19 protein-coding genes and 1 pseudogene are annotated in these 19,612 nt (G+C 65.7%); 10 read left to right on the top strand and 10 right to left on the bottom strand.

Annotated elements, in window-relative coordinates; all coding sequences use genetic code 11:
- Positions 1 to 8: 8 nt before the first annotated feature.
- The 4 genes from OKW52_RS07155 to OKW52_RS07170 all read right to left on the bottom strand — a co-directional run bounded on the left by OKW52_RS07155 (position 9) and on the right by OKW52_RS07170 (position 3,576).
- Positions 9 to 953: a Gfo/Idh/MocA family oxidoreductase gene (locus OKW52_RS07155; RefSeq protein ID WP_264505117.1), complete on the bottom strand. Its 945-nt coding sequence runs from the start codon at positions 951 to 953 to the stop codon at positions 9 to 11.
- An 11-nt stretch (positions 954 to 964) separates the two neighbouring features.
- Positions 965 to 1,819, bottom strand: a complete 855-nt coding sequence (locus OKW52_RS07160) for a class III extradiol dioxygenase subunit beta (RefSeq protein WP_264505118.1) — start codon at positions 1,817 to 1,819, stop codon at positions 965 to 967.
- Positions 1,819 to 2,208 carry a protocatechuate 4,5-dioxygenase subunit alpha gene (gene ligA / locus OKW52_RS07165; protein WP_264505119.1) on the bottom strand — a complete coding sequence of 130 codons (390 nt, stop codon included), beginning with the start codon at positions 2,206 to 2,208 and terminating at the stop codon, positions 1,819 to 1,821. Before ligA ends, OKW52_RS07160 begins: the two co-directional genes overlap by 1 nt.
- A 132-nt stretch (positions 2,209 to 2,340) precedes the next feature.
- Complete coding sequence (locus OKW52_RS07170) at positions 2,341 to 3,576, bottom strand: LysR family transcriptional regulator (protein WP_264505120.1); 1,236 nt, start codon at positions 3,574 to 3,576, stop codon at positions 2,341 to 2,343.
- A gap of 126 nt (positions 3,577 to 3,702) precedes the next feature.
- On the opposite strand from OKW52_RS07170, the gene OKW52_RS07175 reads away from it, so the two are divergent.
- The 3 genes from OKW52_RS07175 to OKW52_RS07185 all read left to right on the top strand — a co-directional run bounded on the left by OKW52_RS07175 (position 3,703) and on the right by OKW52_RS07185 (position 6,007).
- Positions 3,703 to 4,596, top strand: coding sequence for an amidohydrolase family protein (locus tag OKW52_RS07175; protein WP_264505121.1), 894 nt, complete (start codon positions 3,703 to 3,705; stop codon positions 4,594 to 4,596).
- Between the two features lie 193 nt (positions 4,597 to 4,789).
- Positions 4,790 to 5,146 (top strand): protocatechuate 4,5-dioxygenase subunit alpha, encoded by a 357-nt coding sequence (locus tag OKW52_RS07180; RefSeq protein WP_264505122.1) that lies wholly within the window; start codon positions 4,790 to 4,792, stop codon positions 5,144 to 5,146.
- A gap of 12 nt (positions 5,147 to 5,158) precedes the next feature.
- Positions 5,159 to 6,007 (top strand): class III extradiol dioxygenase family protein, encoded by an 849-nt coding sequence (locus OKW52_RS07185; RefSeq protein ID WP_264505123.1) that lies wholly within the window; start codon positions 5,159 to 5,161, stop codon positions 6,005 to 6,007.
- A 16-nt stretch (positions 6,008 to 6,023) separates the two neighbouring features.
- Here OKW52_RS07185 and OKW52_RS07190 read toward each other — a convergent pair.
- The 3 genes and pseudogenes from OKW52_RS07190 to OKW52_RS07200 form a co-directional block, all read right to left on the bottom strand.
- A pseudogene (locus tag OKW52_RS07190) lies at positions 6,024 to 6,819 on the bottom strand (metal ABC transporter permease).
- Positions 6,812 to 7,516: a metal ABC transporter ATP-binding protein gene (locus OKW52_RS07195; RefSeq protein WP_319800456.1), complete on the bottom strand. Its 705-nt coding sequence runs from the start codon at positions 7,514 to 7,516 to the stop codon at positions 6,812 to 6,814. The pseudogene OKW52_RS07190 and the gene OKW52_RS07195 overlap by 8 nt, the downstream one beginning before the upstream one ends.
- 52 nt (positions 7,517 to 7,568) lie before the next feature.
- Positions 7,569 to 8,051: a Fur family transcriptional regulator gene (locus tag OKW52_RS07200; protein WP_264505124.1), complete on the bottom strand. Its 483-nt coding sequence runs from the start codon at positions 8,049 to 8,051 to the stop codon at positions 7,569 to 7,571.
- Positions 8,052 to 8,126: 75 nt separating this feature from the next.
- Here OKW52_RS07200 and OKW52_RS07205 point away from each other — a divergent pair, with 75 nt between their 5' ends.
- Positions 8,127 to 9,083, top strand: coding sequence for a zinc ABC transporter substrate-binding protein (locus tag OKW52_RS07205; protein WP_264505125.1), 957 nt, complete (start codon positions 8,127 to 8,129; stop codon positions 9,081 to 9,083).
- A gap of 39 nt (positions 9,084 to 9,122) precedes the next feature.
- A complete protein-coding gene (locus OKW52_RS07210) occupies positions 9,123 to 9,788 on the top strand; it encodes an SOS response-associated peptidase (protein ID WP_264505126.1) in 666 nt (221 codons plus the stop codon).
- Between the two features lie 282 nt (positions 9,789 to 10,070).
- Here the strand turns inward: OKW52_RS07210 and gltA are convergent, their stop codons facing one another.
- Positions 10,071 to 11,366, bottom strand: coding sequence for a citrate synthase (gene gltA / locus OKW52_RS07215; protein WP_264507671.1), 1,296 nt, complete (start codon positions 11,364 to 11,366; stop codon positions 10,071 to 10,073).
- A 61-nt stretch (positions 11,367 to 11,427) separates the two neighbouring features.
- Entirely contained in the window at positions 11,428 to 12,834 is a 1,407-nt protein-coding gene (gltX, locus tag OKW52_RS07220; protein ID WP_264505127.1) for a glutamate--tRNA ligase, read from the bottom strand.
- Positions 12,835 to 12,910: 76 nt separating this feature from the next.
- Between gltX and OKW52_RS07225 the strand changes: the two genes are divergently transcribed.
- Together OKW52_RS07225 and OKW52_RS07230 are read left to right on the top strand one after the other, a co-directional pair.
- The gene (locus OKW52_RS07225) at positions 12,911 to 15,058 is read left to right on the top strand and encodes a ComEC/Rec2 family competence protein (protein WP_264505128.1); all 2,148 of its coding nucleotides are present in this window, start codon (positions 12,911 to 12,913) and stop codon (positions 15,056 to 15,058) included.
- Positions 15,059 to 15,186: 128 nt separating this feature from the next.
- The gene (locus OKW52_RS07230) at positions 15,187 to 16,221 is read left to right on the top strand and encodes a Hint domain-containing protein (RefSeq protein ID WP_264505129.1); all 1,035 of its coding nucleotides are present in this window, start codon (positions 15,187 to 15,189) and stop codon (positions 16,219 to 16,221) included.
- On the opposite strand, the gene OKW52_RS07235 is transcribed toward OKW52_RS07230, so the two are convergent.
- Complete coding sequence (locus OKW52_RS07235) at positions 16,218 to 16,511, bottom strand: tryptophan synthase subunit beta (RefSeq protein ID WP_264505130.1); 294 nt, start codon at positions 16,509 to 16,511, stop codon at positions 16,218 to 16,220. The genes OKW52_RS07230 and OKW52_RS07235 overlap by 4 nt on opposite strands.
- Positions 16,512 to 16,760: 249 nt before the next feature.
- On the opposite strand from OKW52_RS07235, the gene rpsD reads away from it, so the two are divergent.
- The 3 genes from rpsD (at position 16,761) to OKW52_RS07250 (ending at position 19,611) form a co-directional block, all read left to right on the top strand.
- Positions 16,761 to 17,381, top strand: a complete 621-nt coding sequence (gene rpsD / locus OKW52_RS07240; protein WP_264505131.1) for a 30S ribosomal protein S4 — start codon at positions 16,761 to 16,763, stop codon at positions 17,379 to 17,381.
- 209 nt (positions 17,382 to 17,590) lie between these two features.
- Complete coding sequence (gene hisC, locus OKW52_RS07245; RefSeq protein WP_264505132.1) at positions 17,591 to 18,694, top strand: histidinol-phosphate transaminase; 1,104 nt, start codon at positions 17,591 to 17,593, stop codon at positions 18,692 to 18,694.
- Positions 18,694 to 19,611 (top strand): prephenate/arogenate dehydrogenase family protein, encoded by a 918-nt coding sequence (locus OKW52_RS07250; protein WP_264505133.1) that lies wholly within the window; start codon positions 18,694 to 18,696, stop codon positions 19,609 to 19,611. Before hisC ends, OKW52_RS07250 begins: the two co-directional genes overlap by 1 nt.
- Position 19,612 lies beyond the last annotated feature (1 nt).

Below are 19,612 nucleotides of genomic sequence, written 5' to 3' on the forward strand. Positions count from 1 at the left end.
TAAGCGTCTCAGGTGAAGCACTTCTCGATACGGTCGAGCGTGCGCATCGCATCCAGCACCTGATGAACCGAGCCATTCGGCTCGCGGCCCTCTTCGATGGCGGCGATGAATTCGCGGTCGATCAGCTCGATCCCGTTGTTCGACACCGCGACGCCGGTCAGGTCGATCGGCTGTTCCTTGCCGTCAAACAGATCGTCATAGCGCGCCAGATACGTGCCATTGTCGCAGATGTAGCGGAAGAACGTGCCGAACGGGCCATCGTTGTTGAACGACAGCGACAGCGTGCAGATCGCGCCCGAGGGCACTTTCATGCCGATGGACATGTCCATCGCAATGCCCAGCTCGGGGTGATGCGGACCTTCCAGCCCGTAGCACTCGCTGACCACTTCGCCGGTCTGGTACTGGAACAGATCGACGGTGTGGCAGGCGTGGTGCCAGAGCAGATGGTCGGTCCAGCTGCGCGGCTCACCCTTGGCGTTCATGTTCGAGCGGCGGAAGAAATAGGTCTGAACGTCCATCTGCTGGACCTTCAGTTCCCCCGCTGCGATCTTGTTCTTGATCCACTGGTGCGACGGGTTGTAGCGGCGGACCTGACCGGCCATCGCCAAAACGCCCGTTTCCTTCTGCACGCGGCAGATCTCTTCGCTTTCCGCGACGCTGTCGGCCATCGGGATCTCGATCAACACCGGCTTGCCCGCCTTCATGCAGGCAATCGCCTGCTCGGCATGCAGCTGGGTCGGCGTGGCCAGGATCACCGCATCGACATCGTCGCGCGCCAGGCACTCGGCCAGGTCGGTTGCGGCGTGGCCGATGCCGCGATCCGCGGCCAGCGTGTCGATCTTTTCACGGGTCGGGCCCATGACCGAGGTCACGGTCACACCCTCGATGGCACTCAGCGCATCAAGGTGCTTGATCCCGAAGGCGCCATAAGCGCCGGCGACACAAATTCGCATCGGTTCCCCCTTCAGGCGTTCTTGTTCTCAAGGATGATGTGGCCCACAGCCGTGTTCGAGGCCGGGACGTGGTAGTGACGATGCACTTCGACGACGTCGTCGTCCAGCGCGCCGCGCATCACGTGCCACATGACCATTTCCACACCTTCCGAACCCGCCTCACGCAGATAGTCAACGTGCGGCATCTTCGACAGACCGACCGGATCCGAGGTCAGCTTGTCCAGGAACATGGTGTCGAACTCGGGGTTGATCAGACCGGCGCGCTTGTATTGCAGCTGGTGCGACATGCCGCCCGTGCCAAAGATCACGACGTTCAGATCTTCGGGGAAGCTTTCCACAGCGCGGCGGATTGCCTTGCCCAGATTGTAGCAGCGGTTGCCGGTCGGCGCGGGATATTGCACCACGTTCACGGCCAGCGGGATCACCAGAACGCCCCAGTCATCCTCGGGCTTCTTGTCGCCGTACATGACGCTGAGCGGAACGGTCAGGCCGTGGTCGACTTCCATCTCGTTCATGATGGTCAGGTCGAATTCGTCCAGGATCAGCGACTGGGCGATATGGCTGGCCATTTTCTGGTGGTTCTTCACCACCGGCACCGGACGCGGGCCATAGCCTTCATCAGCGGGGGTGAAGGTGGCCGCAGCCCCCAGCGCGAAGGTCGGGATGCACGAGGCATCAAACGCCGTGCAATGGTCGTTATAGACCAGAAACACCACGTCAGGCTTCTTCTCGGCCATCCATTTGCGCGAGAATTCAAAGCCTTTGAACACCGGCTGCCAGTACGGCTGCTCGGTGATCCCGGTGTCCATGGCAACCCCGATCGCGGGGACGTGCGAAACCCCGACGCCTGCAGTAATACGAGCCATTATTCTTCTCCCCACTCGGATTTATAGCGGTTGCCGTCGATGCTGCGGCCCCCGTTCAGCATCATCTCGCGATAGGATTCGACACCCATCCCGGTCATCAGACCCGCGAGGTTCTGAAAGTTGATCCCGTCATTCGCCGCCAGCTTGGACGTGTAATAGACGTTGCCGCCCAGCTCGAGCAGGCGGTTCCACTCGCGCTTGAGCACGGCTTCGCGCTGTTCGGGCGTCATGGGGAAGCCGTCGAGATAGGCTTCTTCATTCGCGTTGAACGCGTCGCGGTTCTTTTGCAGACGCAGCGTGATGCAGAACTGGTTCAGATGATATCCTTCGCGCGAACGGTCGGCGTCAAAGACGAACGTTCCGGGGATATCCTCATAGTCCTTTTTCATTGGTGGCTCTCCCGATTATCGTGATGCTCCGAACCTTCGCGCAGGGGCGCGGGCGGGCAGGCGATCACGAGATGTATACATTGAAGCCGCCCTGCGACACAATTGAATCGCGCCGCCTTGCATTGAAAAAAGCTATTCGGGCGGCAGGTTTTCGCCAGACCCCGCCGGGCTGCACTGGCGCAGAAGCGCCAGAAACCGGGCCTGAGTGTCGGTCGGACGCCAACTGGTACGATACGTCAGACCTATGGTGCGCAGGTCATTTGTCAACGGTACGTTGAGCGGCACGATGTGACCGGCGCGTTCCTCGTCGCTGATCTGATGGCGTGAGACAATCGAGATATAGTCGCCTTCCGCCAGAATCCCGCGCAGGAACACCAGGGACGACGACACCACCCGCACCGGGGTGCGTGGCTGCTGATCAATGCGCAGGGTTTCAAACAGATAGGTGCCCGCGGGCGTGTTCTTGGGTGGGGCGACCCAAGGGTAGGCGAGGGTATCCTCAAGGCTGACTTCGGCCCGGCCCGCCAGCGGATGGCTGGGGTGGGCAACGATGGCCAGCGCGTCGTCAAACAGCGGCTCTTGCGTCACATCCTCGGCGGGCAGCGGCGTGCGCAGGGCGCCAATCAGGCAATCCAGATCGCCTTCACGCAGCGAGCGCAGCAGCGCGTCATAGCGCCCGTCGACGACCTGCACCTGCACGCCCTGCGTCGCGCTGATCAGCGCATGGGTGGCGCGCGGCACGATCACCGTGCGCGCCAGCGGCATCGAGCCGAGCAGGAACGTGCCGCGATCATCGCCCATCTCGCGGCCGATTTCCTCGAACCCCTGCCGGATCTCGGCTTGCGCCAGCTTGGCACCCAGCACAAAGGCCTGCGCGGCGGTGGTCAGTTCGACACCCGAGGCCGTGGTCAGGAAGAAAGGCACGCCCGCCACATCCTCAAGACTGCGCGCGGCGCGGTGGACGGTGGGTTGCGACAGGCCCAACGACTGTGCGGCAACGGTGAAACTGCCGGTTCCAGCCACGGCGATCAGCGCGCGCAGCTGCGCGGCCGTGATCAGATGATCAAACGACGCGCGCTTGCCGCCCGTATCGCGCGCGCCGCGCAGGGCCATCCGCGCGCCGGTGTTGAGGTGATCCAGCGCCGCCTCGACCCGCCGGACGAACAGCGCGCCGCAGGCCGTGGTGCCAAAGCGCCGTGTGCGCCGGACCAGCAGGGGCGCGCCCACCTCACGCTCAAGCCGGGCGATGGCCTGCGTTGCGGCGGGTTGCGACAGCAAGCATCGCTCCGCCGCCGCCGAGACCGACCCGGTGCGCGCCGTCTCCAGAAACACGCGCATGTGGCGCAGGTTCGGCAAGCTGTCAGCCATTTGACACCTGAATAGCGAAAACTTATTTTACGGCCTTGGTTTGAAATAGGCAAACTGTGTTCATTGCGGCATGGTGCGCGCAAACGGCAGGGCCCACTGCACAAGGCCTGTCGCAGGAGGAACAACATGACGACGCAACCGCAGCCGATGGATGCCGACTGGCTGGTCTATCACCCCAATCCCAAAACGCCCGATTTCGTGCTGCCCAAGGGCGCGGTCGATGCGCATTGCCACGTCTTCGGCCCCTCGGCCGAGTTCCCCTACGCACCCGAGCGCAAGTACACCCCCGGCGATGCGGGCAAGGACAAGCTGTTCGCGCTGCGTGATTTTCTGGGGTTCGAGCGCAATGTGATCGTGCAGGCCACCTGCCACGGCAAGGACAACCGCGCCATGGTCGACGCCTGCGTTGCGGCCGGTGACCGGGCGCGCGGCGTGGCCTCGGTGGGCAAGGACATCACCCGCGACGAGCTGAAAGCGATGCACGAGAGCGGCGTGCGCGGCGTGCGCTTCAACTTTGTGAAACGTCTGGTCGACGCGACCCCGCCCGAGGTGTTCCTGGGCATCGCCGACAAGATCCAGGAATTCGGCTGGTCCACGGTCGTTTATTTCGAGGCGCAGGATCTTGAGGGGCTGGAGCCCTTCCTCACCTCGCTGCCCGGTATCATCGTCGTCGACCACATGGGCCGCCCCGATGTGTCCAAGGGTGTCGATCACCCGGATTTCCAGCGTTTCATCAATCTGATGGCGCAGAACGAGAACGTCTGGACCAAGGTAACCTGTCCCGAGCGGCTGACCAAAACCGGTGCGCCCTATGACGATGTTGTCCCCTATTATCAGGCGATCGTGGACCGGTTCGAGGACCGCGTGCTCTGGGGCACCGACTGGCCGCACCCGAACATGAAGTCGCACATGCCCGATGATGGCGCGCTGGTGGATTACATCCCCCGGATCGCCCGCAGCGAGGCGCAGCGTCAGAAGCTGCTGATCGACAACCCGATGCGCCTGTACTGGGCCGACTGAGCGACACTTACCGAACCAACCCGACGGGCGTGCCGAAAGGCGCGCCCGTTTCGCATTGCGCACGCCGCTGCGTCTATAACTTCTGTGTCTGCGCTATTGGTTTCGCGCCGACCGCGCCGCCCATTTGATTCAGGTCAAATTTCCGGGCGCGCCCGCGTGGGACACTGGCCCTGCAAGCGATGGAGGACACGCGATGGACCAGCCCGGCTACGACTATCACATTGATATTCCTGGCACGACCTTGTTCGACGGCAAGATGGCCATGAAGGGCTATGCGCTGAACAAGATGTGCTACTCGTTCAACCAGCAGATCAACCGCGAGGCGTTTCTGGCGGATGAAGAGGGCTATATGGCCAAGTTCGGCCTGAACGACGAACAGAAAGAGGCGATCCGCAAGCGCGACGTTCTCGGCCTGATCGACGCGGGCGGGAACATCTATTACCTCGCCAAATTCGCCGGGATCTTCAAGTTGTCGGTGCAGGATGTCGGCGGGTTGCAGACCGGCAAGACCACCGAAGAATTCCAGCAATATCTGGCCAGTCAGGCCTAAGGAGACGCGATCATGGCACGCATTCTGGGCGGTATCACCACCTCGCACATCCCCGCCGTGGGCAACGCGATCAACAAGGGCCTGCAGGACGATCCCTATTGGAAACCGTTCTTCGACGGCTATCCCAAGGTCCATAAATGGGTTCAGGACAACAAGCCCGACTATGTGATCAACATCTATAACGACCACGGGCTGGGCTTCTTTCTGGACCGCATGCCGACCTTCGCCATCGGTGCGGCGCATGAGTACCGCAACGAGGATGAGGGCTGGGGCCTGCCGTCGCTGCCGCCATTCCCCGGCGCGCCGGAACTGAGCTGGCACATCATCGAGTCGCTGGTGGCGGATGAATTCGACATCACCTCGTGTCAGGAGCTGGCAGTGGACCACGGCTTTGTGGTGCCGATGCAGCTGTTCTGGCCGGGCGCGCCGAACAATCCCGACATGCCGCGCGCCGTGCCGATCAGCGCCAATACCGTGCAGCACCCGATCCCGACGCTGAACCGGGCGCTGAACTTCGGCAAAGCGCTGCGCAAGGCGCTGCTCAGCTTCCCCGAGGATGCCAAGATCGTGGTGCTGGGCACCGGGGGCTTGAGCCACCAGCTTGACGGGCAACGCGCGGGCTTCATCAACAAGGAGTTCGACCGCTATTGTCTGGACAATATCGTCCATAATCCTGAGGAACTGACCAAGATCACCCGTCAGGAACTGGTCAAGAACGCGGGCGCGCAGGGCACCGAATTCCTGATGTGGATGATGATGCGCGGGGCTTTGGGCGACGACGTGACCGAGATCACGCGCAATTACCACATCCCGATCTCGAACACCGCCGCCGGGACGCTATTGATCGAATGTGCGGCCTGAAAGGTCAGAAGGGGCCTCAGCGGCCCCCTTTTTTCAGCGCGCCGGTGGTCACGGCGATGGCGAACAGCGCCGAGGCTGCGACGACAATGCTCGGCCCGGCGGGCGTGTCCAGTGTCAGCGAAGCGCCGAGCCCCAGCACCACACTCATCGCCGCCAAGGCGACAGACACCAGCGCCATCTGCTCGGGCGTGCGGGCGAAATTGCGCGCGGCGGCGGGGGATGACCAGCAGCGCACCGATCAGCAGCGCGCCCACGACCTTGAGCGCCACGGCCACCACCAGTGCCAGCGCCAGCGTCAGGATCAACCGCTCGCGGTCAGGGTTCAGGCCCAGTGAACGTGCCAGATCCTCGCTGATCGTGGCGGTCAGCAAAGCCTCCCACCGCCAGACCATCAGGCCGACAACCGCCAGCGCACCAGCCGCCATCACCCACAGATCCGTGCCGCGCACGGTCAGGATGTCGCCGAACAAGAAGGCGTTGAGGTCCACCCGCACCCCGTGCAGGAAGGACACCGCCACCAGCCCCAGCGCCAATGCGGCATGCGCCATCACCCCCAGCGTCGTATCCAGCGCCCAGCCGCGCCCGGCCAGCGCCGACACCAAGAGCGCCATCGCCAGCGCGGTGGCCAGCGTCCCGGCGAACAGCGAGACACCGAACCCCAGCGCCAGCGCTACGCCCAGAATGGACGCATGCGCCGTCGCGTCCCCGAAATAGGCCATCCGCCGCCAGACCACGAAACAGCCCAAGGGCCCGGTCGCCAGCGCCACCAGCAATCCCGCCGCCAGCGCGCGCAGGACGAAATCGTCAATGATCATGGGTGCAGGTCTCGTGGTCGTGGGGGTGGTCGGGGTGATCCGTCCCGTGGTCATGGTGGTGCTGGTAGAGCGCCAGCGCGCCGCCGGTGCCCAGCCCGAACAGCGCGCGGTATTCCGGCGCATTCGACACGACCGACGGCGTGCCCTCGCAGCACACATGCCCGTTCAGGCACACCACCCGGTCCGAGGCGCTCATCACCACATGCAGGTCGTGACTGACCGACAGCACGGCGCAGCCGATCTCACGCCGGACCTCCTCGATCAGACGGTAGAACGCCGCCGTGCCGGGTTGGTCCAGCCCCTGCGTTGGCTCATCGAGCACCAGCAGTTGCGGATCGCCCGCCAGCGCCCGCGCCAGCAGCACCCGCTGGAACTGCCCGCCCGAGAGGGTGGACAGCTCGCGTGCTTCCAACCCCTGCGCGCCGGTGCGCATGAGCAGCGTGGCGATCGCGTCGCGGCTGAGTTTGCGCTCCAGCCGCAGGAACCGCGACACGGGCAGGGGCATGTTCGGGTCCAGATGCAGCTTTTGCGGCACATAGCCCACGCGCAGCCCGGCGGCGCGGCTGACGGAGCCCTGAACGCCGGGGATCATGCCCAGCAGAGCGCGCAGCAGCGTGGATTTGCCCGAGCCGTTGGGGCCGACGATGGTGACGATCTCACCGGGGCTGAGGGTGAAATCGACATGCGACAACACCGGGGGGCTGCGCCGTAAGCCACGCTCAGGCCGCGCGCCTGCAACAGGGCGCTCATGCCTCGGCGCTCGTCTGGCAGGCGGTGCACAGGCCCAACGCCTCGATATTGGCGCGCTCGACGGTGAAGCCGACGGCGCCCGCGCTTTGCGCCAGAACTTGGCGCAGCGGGGCGGCGGGCACTTCGGCCACGGCATCGCACCCACGGCAGATCAGGAACGCGGCCTGATGCTCTTGCCCCGGATGCGTACAGGCAGCGAAGGCGTTGAGCCGCTGGATGCGATGCGCCAACCCGTTATCCACCAGAAACTCCAGCGCCCGGTACGCGACCGGCGGCTGGTGGCCGAACCCGTCTTCGGACAGGCGCTGCAGCACATCATACGCCCCCATCGCGCCGTGGCGCTCCAGCAGGATCTCCAGCGTGCGGCGGCGCACCGGGGTCAGGCGCAGGCCGCGCGCATGGGCCAGCGTTTCGGCGCTGCGCAGCGCGGTGCTGACGCAGTCATGATGATCGTGCGGCTCGAAAGCGGGGGTGGTCATGCGGGGCCTTGCGGTCGGATATGTGATACTATAACAAGTAACAGTATAACATCTCTAACAGCGGTTCCAAGCCCCATGACCTCCCGTTTTCTCCCCTGCGCTCTGGGCGCGTCCCTTCTTGCGCTGCCCGCCTTTGCCGATGTGCCGCGCGTGACCACGGATCTTCCGGTGACCCAGTCGCTGGTGGCGCAGGTGATGGGCGATCTGGGCACGCCCGAGGTGCTGCTGGGCCAGGGCGCCGACCCCCACCATGCGCAACTGCGCCCCAGTCAGGCCCGCGCCTTGTCGGGTGCGGGGCTGGTCGTCTGGGTGGGCGAGGGGCTGAGCCCCTGGCTGGAAGGGCCGGTCGAGACGCTGGCCACCGGGTCGGTGCTGGAACTTGCGGCGGTCGAGGGGCTGACAGTGCAGGGATTTCAGGCGTCGTCTCTCTTGGGCGAGGGTGAAGACGATGATGATCATGACCACGATCACGATCACGATCACCACGACGAAGACGGCCACGATCATTCCGGGCAAGACCCGCATCTGTGGCTCGCACCCGAGAATGCGGCGCTCTGGCTGAACGCCATCGCCACCGCGTTGAGCACGCTTGACCCCGAGCACGCCGCCCAATACGCCGCCAACGCCGAAACCGCAGTGGCGGGCGTGTTGCAAACCCGCGACGAGGTCGCTGCAATCCTCGCGCCGGTCGGCGATGCAGGGCTGGTGATGTTCCACGATGCCTATGGTTATTTTGCCAGCTCCTTTGGCCTGAACATCCTTGGCACGATTTCGGAAGGCGACGCCGCCGCCCCCGGCGCTGCCCGCCTCACCACGCTCCGCGCGGCGCTGGACGGGGCAGGGGCTGTGTGCTTGTTCCCCGAGGCCAACCACCCGCTCGACTTCGCGCAGGTTGTGGTCGAGGGCGGCAGCGTCCGGCTGGGGGCTCCGCTGGACCCGGCGGGCGTGATGCTTGAGCCGGGCGCCGCGCTCTACGGCGACTTGATGCGCGGGCTGGCCACGGCCATCGCCGCCTGCGCCACGCAGGGCTGAGCGCTTGACGCGCCGCGCCGCACATGGCTCCTTTGGGCCATGTGCGGCCGCTTTGCGATCACCTTGCCAGACGATGCCATGGCGCGGCTCTTCGATGCCGCGCCGGCCAACGACCTGCCGCCGGTGCCGCGCTACAACATCTGCCCGACGCAACCGGTCGCGGTGGTGATCAGCGCCGAAGGGCGGCGGCGCTATGGGCCGATGCGCTGGGGCTTTATCCCGCGCTGGTACAAGACGCCGACCGACGGCCCGCTCCTGTTCAACGCCCGCTCGGAAACCATCGCCGAGAAACCCGCCTTCCGCGAGGCTGCCCGTCAGCGGCGCTGCCTGATCCCGGCGTCGGGGTTTTTTGAGTGGACGAAGGACGGCCAGACGCGGTTGCCGTGGTACATCACCCGGTCTGACGGTGCGCCGATGGTTTTTGCCGGGGTCTGGCAAAGCTGGCAAGGGACCGAGGGTACCCGGATCGCCAGCTGCGCCATCGTCACCGCCGCGGCGCAGGACGAGATGGCGGCACTGCACGGCCGTGTGCCGGTGGTCCTTGACCCCGGCAATTGGGGGAAATGGCTGGGGGAAGAGGGCCATGGCGCGGCACGGCTGATGCAAGCGCCGGCGCAAGGCGTGCTCGGTTTTCGGCGCGTTGGCCCGGCGGTCAACTCGAACCGCTCGGAAGGGGCGGAGTTGATCGAGCCGTTTGACGCTTAGCGGCGAGGAGCGGCGCTCGCCCCCATCGAGGGGGCTCGCGCCGCGCGGGGCCAGCCCCGCGCCCCGTTCAAGGGGCGCGCACACGCCCCCTTGAAAATCCCCCCGTGGATATTTGCAGACAGATGATGAGGCGTGGTTAACGAAGTCTTATCATCTGTCCTTAAATATCCTGGGGGGTGAATTGGCCGACAGGCCAAGAGGGGGCAAGGCCCCCTGACGTGGTCCCCAATAGCAAAACGCCGCCCGGTAAGGGGCGGCGTTTGAGTTTCCGAAAAGCCGGGCTCAGCGGTTTTCGACGTCGCTGTAATCGCGGCGCGGCGCGCCGGTGTAGAGCTGACGCGGGCGACCGATTTTCTGATCGCTGTCGCCGACCATTTCTTTCCACTGCGCAACCCAGCCCACGGTCCGCGACAGGGCGAAAATCGGGGTGAACATCGCGGTGGGAAAGCCCATCGCTTCCAGGATGATGCCCGAGTAGAAATCGACGTTCGGGTAGAGCTTTTTGGACACGAAGTATTCGTCCTCGAGCGCGATGCGCTCCAGCTCTTTGGCGACCTTCAGGGTCTCGTTGTCGTGGATGCCCAGAAGGTCGAGCACCTCATCCGCCGATTCCTTCATGACCTTCGCGCGCGGGTCGAAGTTCTTGTAGACCCGGTGACCAAAGCCCATCAGGCGGAACGGATCGTTCTTGTCCTTGGCCTTGGCAATATACTCGGGGATGCGGTCCACGGTGCCGATTTCGCGCAGCATTTCCAGGCACGCCTGGTTGGCGCCGCCGTGGGCAGGGCCCCACAGGCAGGCGATACCCGCAGCGATACAGGCGAAGGGGTTGGCACCCGACGACCCGGCCAGACGCACCGTCGAGGTCGAGGCGTTCTGCTCATGGTCGGCGTGCAGCATCATGATGCGGTCCATGGCCTTGGCCAGGATCGGATCGACCACGTAATCTTCGGCCGGGACAGCAAAGCACATGTGCAGGAAGTTGCCAGCGTAATCGAGCGAGTTCTTCGGGTACACGAAGGGCTGGCCGATCGAATACTTATACGCCATGGCGGCGATCGTCGGGATCTTGGCGATCAGGCGGATCGCGGCGACCTCGCGCTGCCACGGATCTTCGATATCGGTCGAGTCGTGGTAGAAGGCCGACATCGCGCCGACCACGCCGACCATGGTGGCCATCGGGTGCGCATCGCGGCGGAAGCCGCGGAAGAAGTTGTGCATCTGCTCGTGGACCATCGTGTGACGGGTCACACGGGTCTCGAAATCGATCATCTGCTGGGCGCTGGGCAGTTCACCGTAAAGCAGCAGGTAGCAGACTTCGAGGTGATGCGACTGGGCCGCCAGCTGTTCGATGGGATAGCCGCGATAGAGCAGCTCACCCTTGTCGCCGTCGATATAGGTGATGGTCGACGAGCAGGCCGCGGTCGAGGTAAAGCCCGGGTCGTAGGTAAAGACGTCGCCTTGTGCGTAGAGCTTGCGGATGTCGAGCACGTCGGGGCCGACGGTAGGCGAATAGATCGGCAGGTCCAGTGACGTATTGCCAATCGTGAGTTGTGCACTTCCCTTGGATTCTGCCATCATGTCCCTCGCTTTATGTCCAGTGTTTTGCAGCCCGGAGCGCCGGCGCCGCGGGTCTTTCTCAGCCGCCCGTCGCGGCATCTTGCAGCCGCGCGAGGGTTTCTTCACGTCCCAGAACCACCATCATGTCGAACACACTTGGCGACACGGTCCGCCCGGCAAGAGCGGCCCGCAGGGGTTGCGCTATCTTGCCTAAGCCGAGGCCATGTTCCGCCGCGAGGTCGCCCACAATGGTTTCGAGTCTCTCGCGTTCCCAGCTAGCATTTCGCAGATGCGGCGTCAATTCATTCAGTATACTACGGGATACCGGATCAAGAGATTTTCCCGCCTTTTCATCTGGTTGGATGGGCCGCTGGGTCAGAACAAAATGTGCCCTTTCAAGGATTTGGCCAAAGCTTTTTGCTTTGTCCTTGAGCTGCGGCATGGCGCGCAAAAGCGCCTCTTCCTGCGTCCCGCTCAGCGGTGCGGCATCGGTCGCGGTGAGGTAGGACCGCAGCTCTTGCAGCACTGCGGCATCGTCCAGCACGGAAAAATGCTGCGCCGTGAGATGGTCGAGTTTCTTGAGGTCCAGACGCGCCGGAGCCCGCCCGATTCCGCCCAGATCGAACCATTCCGTCGCCTGCGCATCGCTGAAGAATTCGTCGTCCCCGTGGCTCCACCCAAGGCGGGCCAGGTAGTTGCGGATCGCAGCCGAGGGGTAGCCCATGCGCTGATAATCCTCGATCCCCAGCGCGCCGTGGCGTTTGGACAGTTTCTTGCCATCCTCACCATGTATCAGCGGGATATGGGCGAACTGCGGCACCGGCCAACCCATGGCCTGATAGACCTGCGCCTGGCGTGCCGCGTTGTTCAGATGGTCGTCCCCCCGGATGATATGCGTGACCCCCATGTCATGATCATCGACCACGACCGCGAGCATATAGGTCGGCGTACCATCAGAGCGTAAACAAACCATGTCATCGAGCTGGTCATTGCGGAACACAACGCGGCCCTGCACGGAATCCTCGATCACCGTCTCGCCGTCACGCGCGGCTTTGACCCGCACGACATAGGGTGCGTCGGGATGCGTCGCGGGATCGGCGTCGCGCCAGGGGGATTGGTACAGGGTCGAGCGGCCTTCGGCCCGGGCGGCTTCGCGGAAGGCTTCGATCTCGTCTTGCGTGGCAAAGCACTTGTAGGCGTGGCCCTGCGCCAGCATCTGATGCGCGACCTCGGCGTGGCGGTCGGCGCGTTCGAACTGGCTGATCGCCTCGCCGTCCCAGTCCAGTCCCAGCCATGTCAGGCCGGAAAGGATCGCCGCCGTCGCCTCGGGCGTCGAGCGGGCGCGGTCGGTATCTTCGATGCGCAGCAGGAACTTGCCGCCGCGACCGCGCGCGTAGAGCCAGTTGAACAGGGCAGTGCGGGCGCCGCCGATGTGCAAAAAGCCCGTGGGCGAAGGGGCGAAGCGGGTGACCACGGGGGAATTCATCAGTCGTTAACCTTTCGGAAACCACGGGAGACGTAAGCTGGGCGCAAGCTCTAGGCAATGACGGGGGCAAGAACAAGTGTCGAGCCCCGTCGATCCCTTCGAGCCAGACCTGGCGGGCGGCTCTGCGTGTGACGGTGAAGATGGGCCGATCGCCGCGCCGGTCAACCCGGCGTTCCGCGTGGTCACTGTTGTGCTGGCCAGCCTCGCCGCTGCGCGCGGTGCCCTGTTCCCCTTTGCGCCCGTGGTGCTGGGGCTGGGGGTGGGGGCGTATTTTCTGCTTCCGCGTGAGCTGATGCTGCGGGAACTGGGCGTGTTGGCCGCTGGCATGGTGGCGCTGGCTGTCGCTGCTCTGCGCGGACCAGAGGGCGCGCGCCCGGTTGCTCTGGCGCTGGCGCTTGTCTGTGCCGGGACGCTGCTGGCCGCCTGGCGCGCGCAATCGGTCGCGGCACCTGTGCTCGGCTGGCACCGCTATGGCGCGGTCGAGGGGCGGATCGTGACGGTGGATCGCTCCGCCTCGGATGCTGTGCGGTTGACGCTGGACCGGGTGGTCTTGCCGGGCGTGGATCCGGCGCGGGTGCCTGCGCGGGTGCGGGTGTCGGTGCATGGCACGCTGGACCTGGACCCGGTGGCGGGCACGCGGGTGATGCTGACGGGGCATCTGGGCCCGCCCGGCGGTCCGGTCGAGCCGGGGGGCTTCGATTTCCGCCGCCTCGCGTGGTTCGACCGGTTGGGGGCGGTGGGATATGCGCGCTCGCCTGTGCTGGCGCTGGAAGACCCCGCGCCGGGCGTGGCATTGGCGCTGACCCGGCTGCGGCACCGGCTGGCCGACGGCATCCGCGCCCGTCTGCCGGGCGAAACAGGCGGCTTTGTTGCGGCGATCCTGACGGGGGATCGCTCGGGCGTCGGGCTGGAGACCGTCGAGGATCTGCGCCGCTCCAATCTTGCGCATCTGCTGGCGATTTCCGGGTTGCACATGGGGCTGTTGACCGGCGTGGTCTACGGTGCCTTGCGGGCCATCCTTGCGCTGTTCCCACTGCTGGCGCTGCGCCTGCCGATCCGCAAACTGGCTGCGCTGGGGGCCTTGCTGGCGGCGGCCGCCTATCTGGCGCTGTCGGGCGGCAATGTGGCAACGCAGCGCGCCTTTGTCATGGCGGCGGCGATGCTGGGCGCGGTGCTGGCCGAGCGGCGGGCGCTGTCGATGCGCTCGGTCGCGCTGGCCGCGCTGATCTTGCTGGCGTGGCGGCCCGAGGCGCTGTTGTCCGTCGGCTTTCACATGTCCTTCGCCGCGACGGTGGCGCTGGTCGCGGTGTTCCGCTGGCTGCGCGACCGGCGAAGGGGAGAGGTCCGGGTGCGACCGTCGGGCTGGCGGCGGGCGCTGGCACCGGTGGGCAGTGCGGCGCTGTGCTCGCTGGTCGCGGGCGTGGCCACTGCGCCTTATGCGGCGGCGCAGTTTCACCGGGTGGTGGAATACGGGCTGATCGCCAACCTGCTCAGCGTGCCGCTGATGGGGCTGCTGGTGATGCCTGCAGCGGTTCTGGCGGCGGTGCTGTGGCCGGTCGGGCTGGAGGGTATCGGGCTGTGGCTGATGGGGCTGGGCACGCGCTGGATTCTGGGCGTGGCGAACCGGATCGGCAATTGGGACGGGGCGGTGACGATGGTTGTCACGCCGCCGGGCTGGGTGGTGCCGGTGCTGTCGCTGGGGGCGCTGTGGCTGGTGCTGTGGCCGGGGCGGGCGCGTCTGGCCGGGGTTTTGGTTGTGGCCATGGCGCTGGGCGGCTGGGGTCTGGCCGAGCGTCCGGCCTTGTTGATCGACGGCGAGGGCGCGCTGGTCGGGCTGATGGGGCCGCAGGGCAGGGCGCTCAGCCGGGCGCGCGGGGCGGGGTTTGTGGCGCGCAACTGGCTTGAGGCGGACGGCGATGACGCATGGCAGGATCAGGCTGCGGCGCGGGTGGGTTTCACGCCGGTCGAGGGTGGGGCGCGGTTCCATTTTGCCGGGCGCGACTGGGTGCATCTGACCGGGCAGCGCGGGCTGGCGGCGCTGCCAGAGCAGTGCCGGGACGGAGTGGTTGTGGTGATCGACCAACGGGTCGACGCGCCACCGCAAGGGTGCAGGCTGCTCGATCCGCGGGCGCTGCGCGCGACGGGGGCCATCGCTGTCGCCGCAGACGGGCACGAGGTGACGGCGCGCGAAACGGCGGGGCGGCGGCTGTGGAGCGGCTGGTGAAGCGCGCAGGTTGAGTCCCCAGGGCAACAGATCCGGGTTTTTCGCGGCGGTGACGGGGCCTGTGGGCAGTTCCGTCTGGCCTCGATTGCGTCCGCTGGCTATTTTTTCGGAAACAAACAGGCAAAATAATGAGCAGTGTTTCCGGGTTCAGCGGCGTGTACGCCGTCGATTGGGCGCAGACTGCGCCCGGTGAAGAATGGGGGCTGGCCCCTGAACTGGTGAGCGTCGGCATGTCGTGGCGCTGGCGCGGTTCGGCGCGGCGGCTGGATGCCGGGGTGGCGGCGCTCTGGCTCGACAGCCCGCAGGACCGCAACAATCCGCGTCAACGCGCGCGCAGACGGCTGCGGCGGCTTTCGCTTGCCACGATGCCCGAGCTGCAGCGCGAACCGGGGGCTGACGACGCGATGCCCGGCGATTCGCTGGTGCTGACCGATGGCAAGCGGCTCTATCCGGCGCGGATCGTGCGGCAGGCGGGGCGCCTGCTGGCGGTGTTTCACCCGCTGTTGCCCCGGCCGGATGCGGAACTCTGGATCGCGGGCCTGAACATCGCCCCTGCGCAGGCGGCGCGGCGCACCGGGGTGATCTGCTTTCTGCCCGGCACAATGATCGCCACACCCGACGGCCCCCGCGCCGTGGAAACGCTGGAGCCGGGCACCGCCGTCACAACCCGCGACAGTGGCTCGCAGCCGGTGGTCTGGCGCGGCGAGACGAGGTTGTCGGGGGCCGAGCTGTACCTCTATCCCCACCTGCGCCCGCTGCGCATCAGGGCGGGTGCCTTGCCGGGCGCGCGGCCCGATGCGGATCTGCTGATCTCGCCGGGGCACCGGTTGCTTCTTGGCGCGTCCGGCTTCAGCGGCACCGGGGAAGTGCTGGTCGCGGCCGAGGATCTGGAGGACGGGCGGCGCATCCGGCGCGACTTTACGCTGGGGGCGGTGCGCTATGTGCATCTGATGCTGGCGCAGCACGAGATCCTCACCGCGAACGGGCTGGCCTGTGAGAGCTTCCATCCCGGCCTCGCCGACGCCCGCGTGCTGCAATGGCATGCCAAATCGCTGGAGAAAGCGGCACCGGGTCTGATCGCCGACCCCGCACGCTATGGCGATCCGGCGCGGCGCTGTCTGAGCCGGGGAGAGGCGGCGATCCTGCAACCGGCTTTCGTCTAACGCAGCCAGCGCCGGAACCGCGAACGCAACCGCACCATCAGCCCGCCCACGGCAGGGCGCAACAGCGGCAGGTCCACGGCCAGCAGCAGCAGGCCGACGGGCAGCATCCAGACGCCCAAAACAGGCAGGAAGCCCAGAAACCCGCCGAGGATCAGCAAAATGGCGGCGGGCAGGCGCATCCACAGCCGGCCCGGCGCGGTCAGCCGCTGCAAGGCGCCGCCGATGCGGGGATAGCGACGCTCGATCTGGGCGATCTGGCGGCGAAAGCGGCGGTCGGTGGGCGTGGACATGGGGGCCTTGGGTTGTTGGTGGCTCTATGTGGGGGGTGCGGCCTGCGGGCGCAAGCGGCAGGGTTTGTCACATACCAGTCATTGACAGTGCCGGGACGGGCTGTATAAGCGCGCCGTCCGGGTGCCCTGTTCCGCAACAGGGTGTCTGGCTTTTCATTGGTGTTGGTGGACCTCGCAAGAGGAACCCTGTCGCCCCGCTCAAACGGGGAAAGGACAACGCCCTTCGATACACAAAGAAGGAGATCAGCCGTGACCAAACGCACGACTGCCAAGTACAAACTCGACCGTCGCATGGGCGAGAACATCTGGGGCCGCGCCAAGTCGCCGGTCAACAAGCGTGAATACGGCCCCGGCCAGCACGGTCAGCGCCGCAAGCAGAAGCTGTCGGACTTCGGCACCCAGCTGCGCGCCAAGCAGAAGCTGAAAGGCTACTACGGCGATCTGACCGAAAAACAATTCAAGCGCATCTACGGCGATGCTGCCCGCGTCAAAGGTGACACCGGCGAGAACCTGATCGGCCTGCTCGAGCGCCGTCTGGACGCGGTGATCTACCGCGCCAAGTTCGTGCCGACGATTTTCGCCGCCCGCCAGTTCGTGAACCACGGCCATATCACCGTGAACGGCAAGCGCGTGAACATCGCGTCGTACCGCGTCAAGGAAGGCGACGTGATCGCCGTTCGTGACCGCTCCAAACAGCTGGCCATCGTTCTGGAATCGGTCAGCCTGACCGAGCGTGACGTGCCCGACTACATGGAAGTCGACCATTCCAAAATGACCGCGACCTACACGCGCACCCCCTCGCTGGCGGATGTGCCCTACGCGGTTCAGATGGAACCGAACCTCGTCGTCGAATATTACGCCAAGAACTGATCCGGTTTCGGCTTAGGTCTTGCTACGACAGGAAGGGCCGCGCCGGGGAACCGGGGCGGCCCTTTTCTCATGCGCGGTGACGGTGGACAGGCCAAAGGAGCGTATTTTCGGCAAGATGAAGCCGCAGCCCATGCAGGCAAGGCCCAGGCGGGTAGCCGCCTTGGCGAAGACAGGGTAAACGCGCCAGAGCGGCGCCCGAGGATAGACCGATGCCCGAGGACAGACCGATAACCGACCCCATCCGCCCGCAACCCGGGATCATGGAGATCGCCCTCTATGTCAGCGGCGAGAGCAAGCTTGCCGGGCGCACCGATGTGCTCAAGCTGTCGTCGAACGAAAACCCCTACGGGGCCTCGCCCAAGGCACAGGCGGCCTTTGCCGCCGCCGCCGGGAATTTGCATCGGTATCCCAACACCGATCACGCCGGTCTGCGCGCCGCGATCGGCGAGATCCACGGGCTCGACCCGGACCGCATCATTTGCGGCGTCGGCTCGGACGAGGTGTTGCAGTTCATCACCCAAAGCTACGCCGGGCCGGGCGATGAGGTGATCACCACCGAGCACGGTTTCTCGATGTATCCGATCCTTGCGCATGCTGCCGGGGCGGTTCCGGTCGAGGTCAAGGAAGTTGAGCGCCGCATCGATGTCGATGCCATTCTGTCGGCAGTCACCGAGCGCACGCGGATCGTGTTCATCGCCAACCCGGCCAACCCCACAGGCACGATGGTGGCCGAGGCGGATCTGCACCGGTTGGTCGCCGGGCTGCCGGGTGACGTCATTCTGGTCCTCGATGGCGCCTATGCCGAGTTTGCCGAAGGCTTCGATGGCGGCGCGTCGCTCGTCGATACCTACCCCAATGTCGTCATGACGCGGACCTTCTCGAAGATCCACGGCCTTGGCGGGTTGCGGATCGGCTGGGGCTATGCCCAGCGGTCGATCATCGACGTGCTCAACCGCGTGCGCCAGCCGTTCAACCTGAGCGTCGCGCAGATGGAGGCCGCCGAGGCGGCAGTGCGCGACGTATCCTTCACCCGCTTCTGCGCGACCGAGAATGCCAAATGGCGCGACCATCTGCGGCAGGCGCTGGTGCAGATGGGCATCGGCTGCGACGAGAGTTTCGCCAATTTCATCCTTGCCCGCTTTGCCAGCGCAGAGGAGGCCGACGCCGCCGATCTGGCTCTCAAGGCCGAGGGGATTCTGGTGCGCAAGGTGGCGGGCTACAAGCTGCCTAACTGCCTGCGCATCACGATCGGGGATGAGGACGCTTGCCGCCGGATCATTGGCGTGCTGGCCACGTTCAAGGGGGTGCGGTAATGGCGCAGGTCTATGAACGCGTGGCGCTGATCGGGCTGGGCCTGATCGCGGGGTCCATGGCGCATGCGATGAAGCGGCGTGGGCTGGCCGGGCATATCGCCGGCTACGCGCGCAGCGCCGAGACGCGGGCGGCAGCGGCGCAGATCGGCTTTGTCGACAGCGTGCATGACAGCGCGGCCGAAGCCGTCGCGGGGGCGGATCTGGTTGTGCTGGCCGTGCCGGTCGGCGCGATGGGCGCGGTGGCCGAAGAGATCGCGCCGTTCCTCAAGGCAGGGGTGACGGTGACGGATGTGGGCTCGGTCAAGCAGGCGGTGATCGACGCGGTTGGCCCGCATCTGCCCGAGGGCGTGCATTTCATCCCCGGTCACCCGCTGGCCGGGACCGAGCATTCCGGCCCCTATTCCGGCTTTGCCACGCTGTTCGAGAACCGCTGGTGGTTGCTGACCCCGGTTGAGGGATCTGACGCCGACGCCGTCGCGCGGCTGAGCGCGCTCTGCACCGGGATGGGGGCGAATGTCGATACGATGGACGCGCCGCACCATGATCTCGTCTTGGCCGTGGTGTCGCATACCCCCCACCTGATCGCCTATACGATGGTCGGCGTGGCGGACCATTTGCGCCGCGTGTCGCAGACCGAGGTGATCAAATACTCGGCCTCGGGCTTTCGGGACTTTACCCGGATCGCCGCCAGTGATCCGACGATGTGGCGCGATGTGTTCCTGACCAACAAGGAGGCGACGCTCGATATTCTGGGTCGCTTTACCGAGGAACTCTTCGTGCTGCAGCGCGCCATCCGCATGGGCGACGGGCCGCTTTTGCACGAGTATTTCACCCGCACCCGCGCGATCCGGCGCGGGATCATCGAGGCGGGACAGGACACTGACGCGCCGGATTTCGGCCGCGTCAGGAAGGACTGAA

It is taken from the genome of Pararhodobacter zhoushanensis (genome assembly GCF_025949695.1).
GTDB lineage: Bacteria > Pseudomonadota > Alphaproteobacteria > Rhodobacterales > Rhodobacteraceae > Pararhodobacter > Pararhodobacter zhoushanensis_A.

Coding starts and splice junctions, on each gene's coding strand:
- OKW52_RS07205 (WP_264505125.1), top strand. CDS start 8,127: ATGACCTCCCGTTTTCTCCCCTGCGCTCTGGGCGCGTCCCTTCTTGCG.
- OKW52_RS07175 (WP_264505121.1), top strand. CDS start 3,703: ATGACGACGCAACCGCAGCCGATGGATGCCGACTGGCTGGTCTATCAC.
- OKW52_RS07250 (WP_264505133.1), top strand. CDS start 18,694: ATGGCGCAGGTCTATGAACGCGTGGCGCTGATCGGGCTGGGCCTGATC.
- OKW52_RS07185 (WP_264505123.1), top strand. CDS start 5,159: ATGGCACGCATTCTGGGCGGTATCACCACCTCGCACATCCCCGCCGTG.
- OKW52_RS07210 (WP_264505126.1), top strand. CDS start 9,123: ATGTGCGGCCGCTTTGCGATCACCTTGCCAGACGATGCCATGGCGCGG.
- OKW52_RS07170 (WP_264505120.1), bottom strand. CDS start 3,576: ATGGCTGACAGCTTGCCGAACCTGCGCCACATGCGCGTGTTTCTGGAG.
- OKW52_RS07155 (WP_264505117.1), bottom strand. CDS start 953: ATGCGAATTTGTGTCGCCGGCGCTTATGGCGCCTTCGGGATCAAGCAC.
- gltA (WP_264507671.1), bottom strand. CDS start 11,366: ATGGCAGAATCCAAGGGAAGTGCACAACTCACGATTGGCAATACGTCA.
- OKW52_RS07230 (WP_264505129.1), top strand. CDS start 15,187: ATGAGCAGTGTTTCCGGGTTCAGCGGCGTGTACGCCGTCGATTGGGCG.
- hisC (WP_264505132.1), top strand. CDS start 17,591: ATGCCCGAGGACAGACCGATAACCGACCCCATCCGCCCGCAACCCGGG.
- OKW52_RS07180 (WP_264505122.1), top strand. CDS start 4,790: ATGGACCAGCCCGGCTACGACTATCACATTGATATTCCTGGCACGACC.
- OKW52_RS07235 (WP_264505130.1), bottom strand. CDS start 16,511: ATGTCCACGCCCACCGACCGCCGCTTTCGCCGCCAGATCGCCCAGATC.
- OKW52_RS07160 (WP_264505118.1), bottom strand. CDS start 1,819: ATGGCTCGTATTACTGCAGGCGTCGGGGTTTCGCACGTCCCCGCGATC.
- gltX (WP_264505127.1), bottom strand. CDS start 12,834: ATGAATTCCCCCGTGGTCACCCGCTTCGCCCCTTCGCCCACGGGCTTT.
- OKW52_RS07200 (WP_264505124.1), bottom strand. CDS start 8,051: ATGACCACCCCCGCTTTCGAGCCGCACGATCATCATGACTGCGTCAGC.
- ligA (WP_264505119.1), bottom strand. CDS start 2,208: ATGAAAAAGGACTATGAGGATATCCCCGGAACGTTCGTCTTTGACGCC.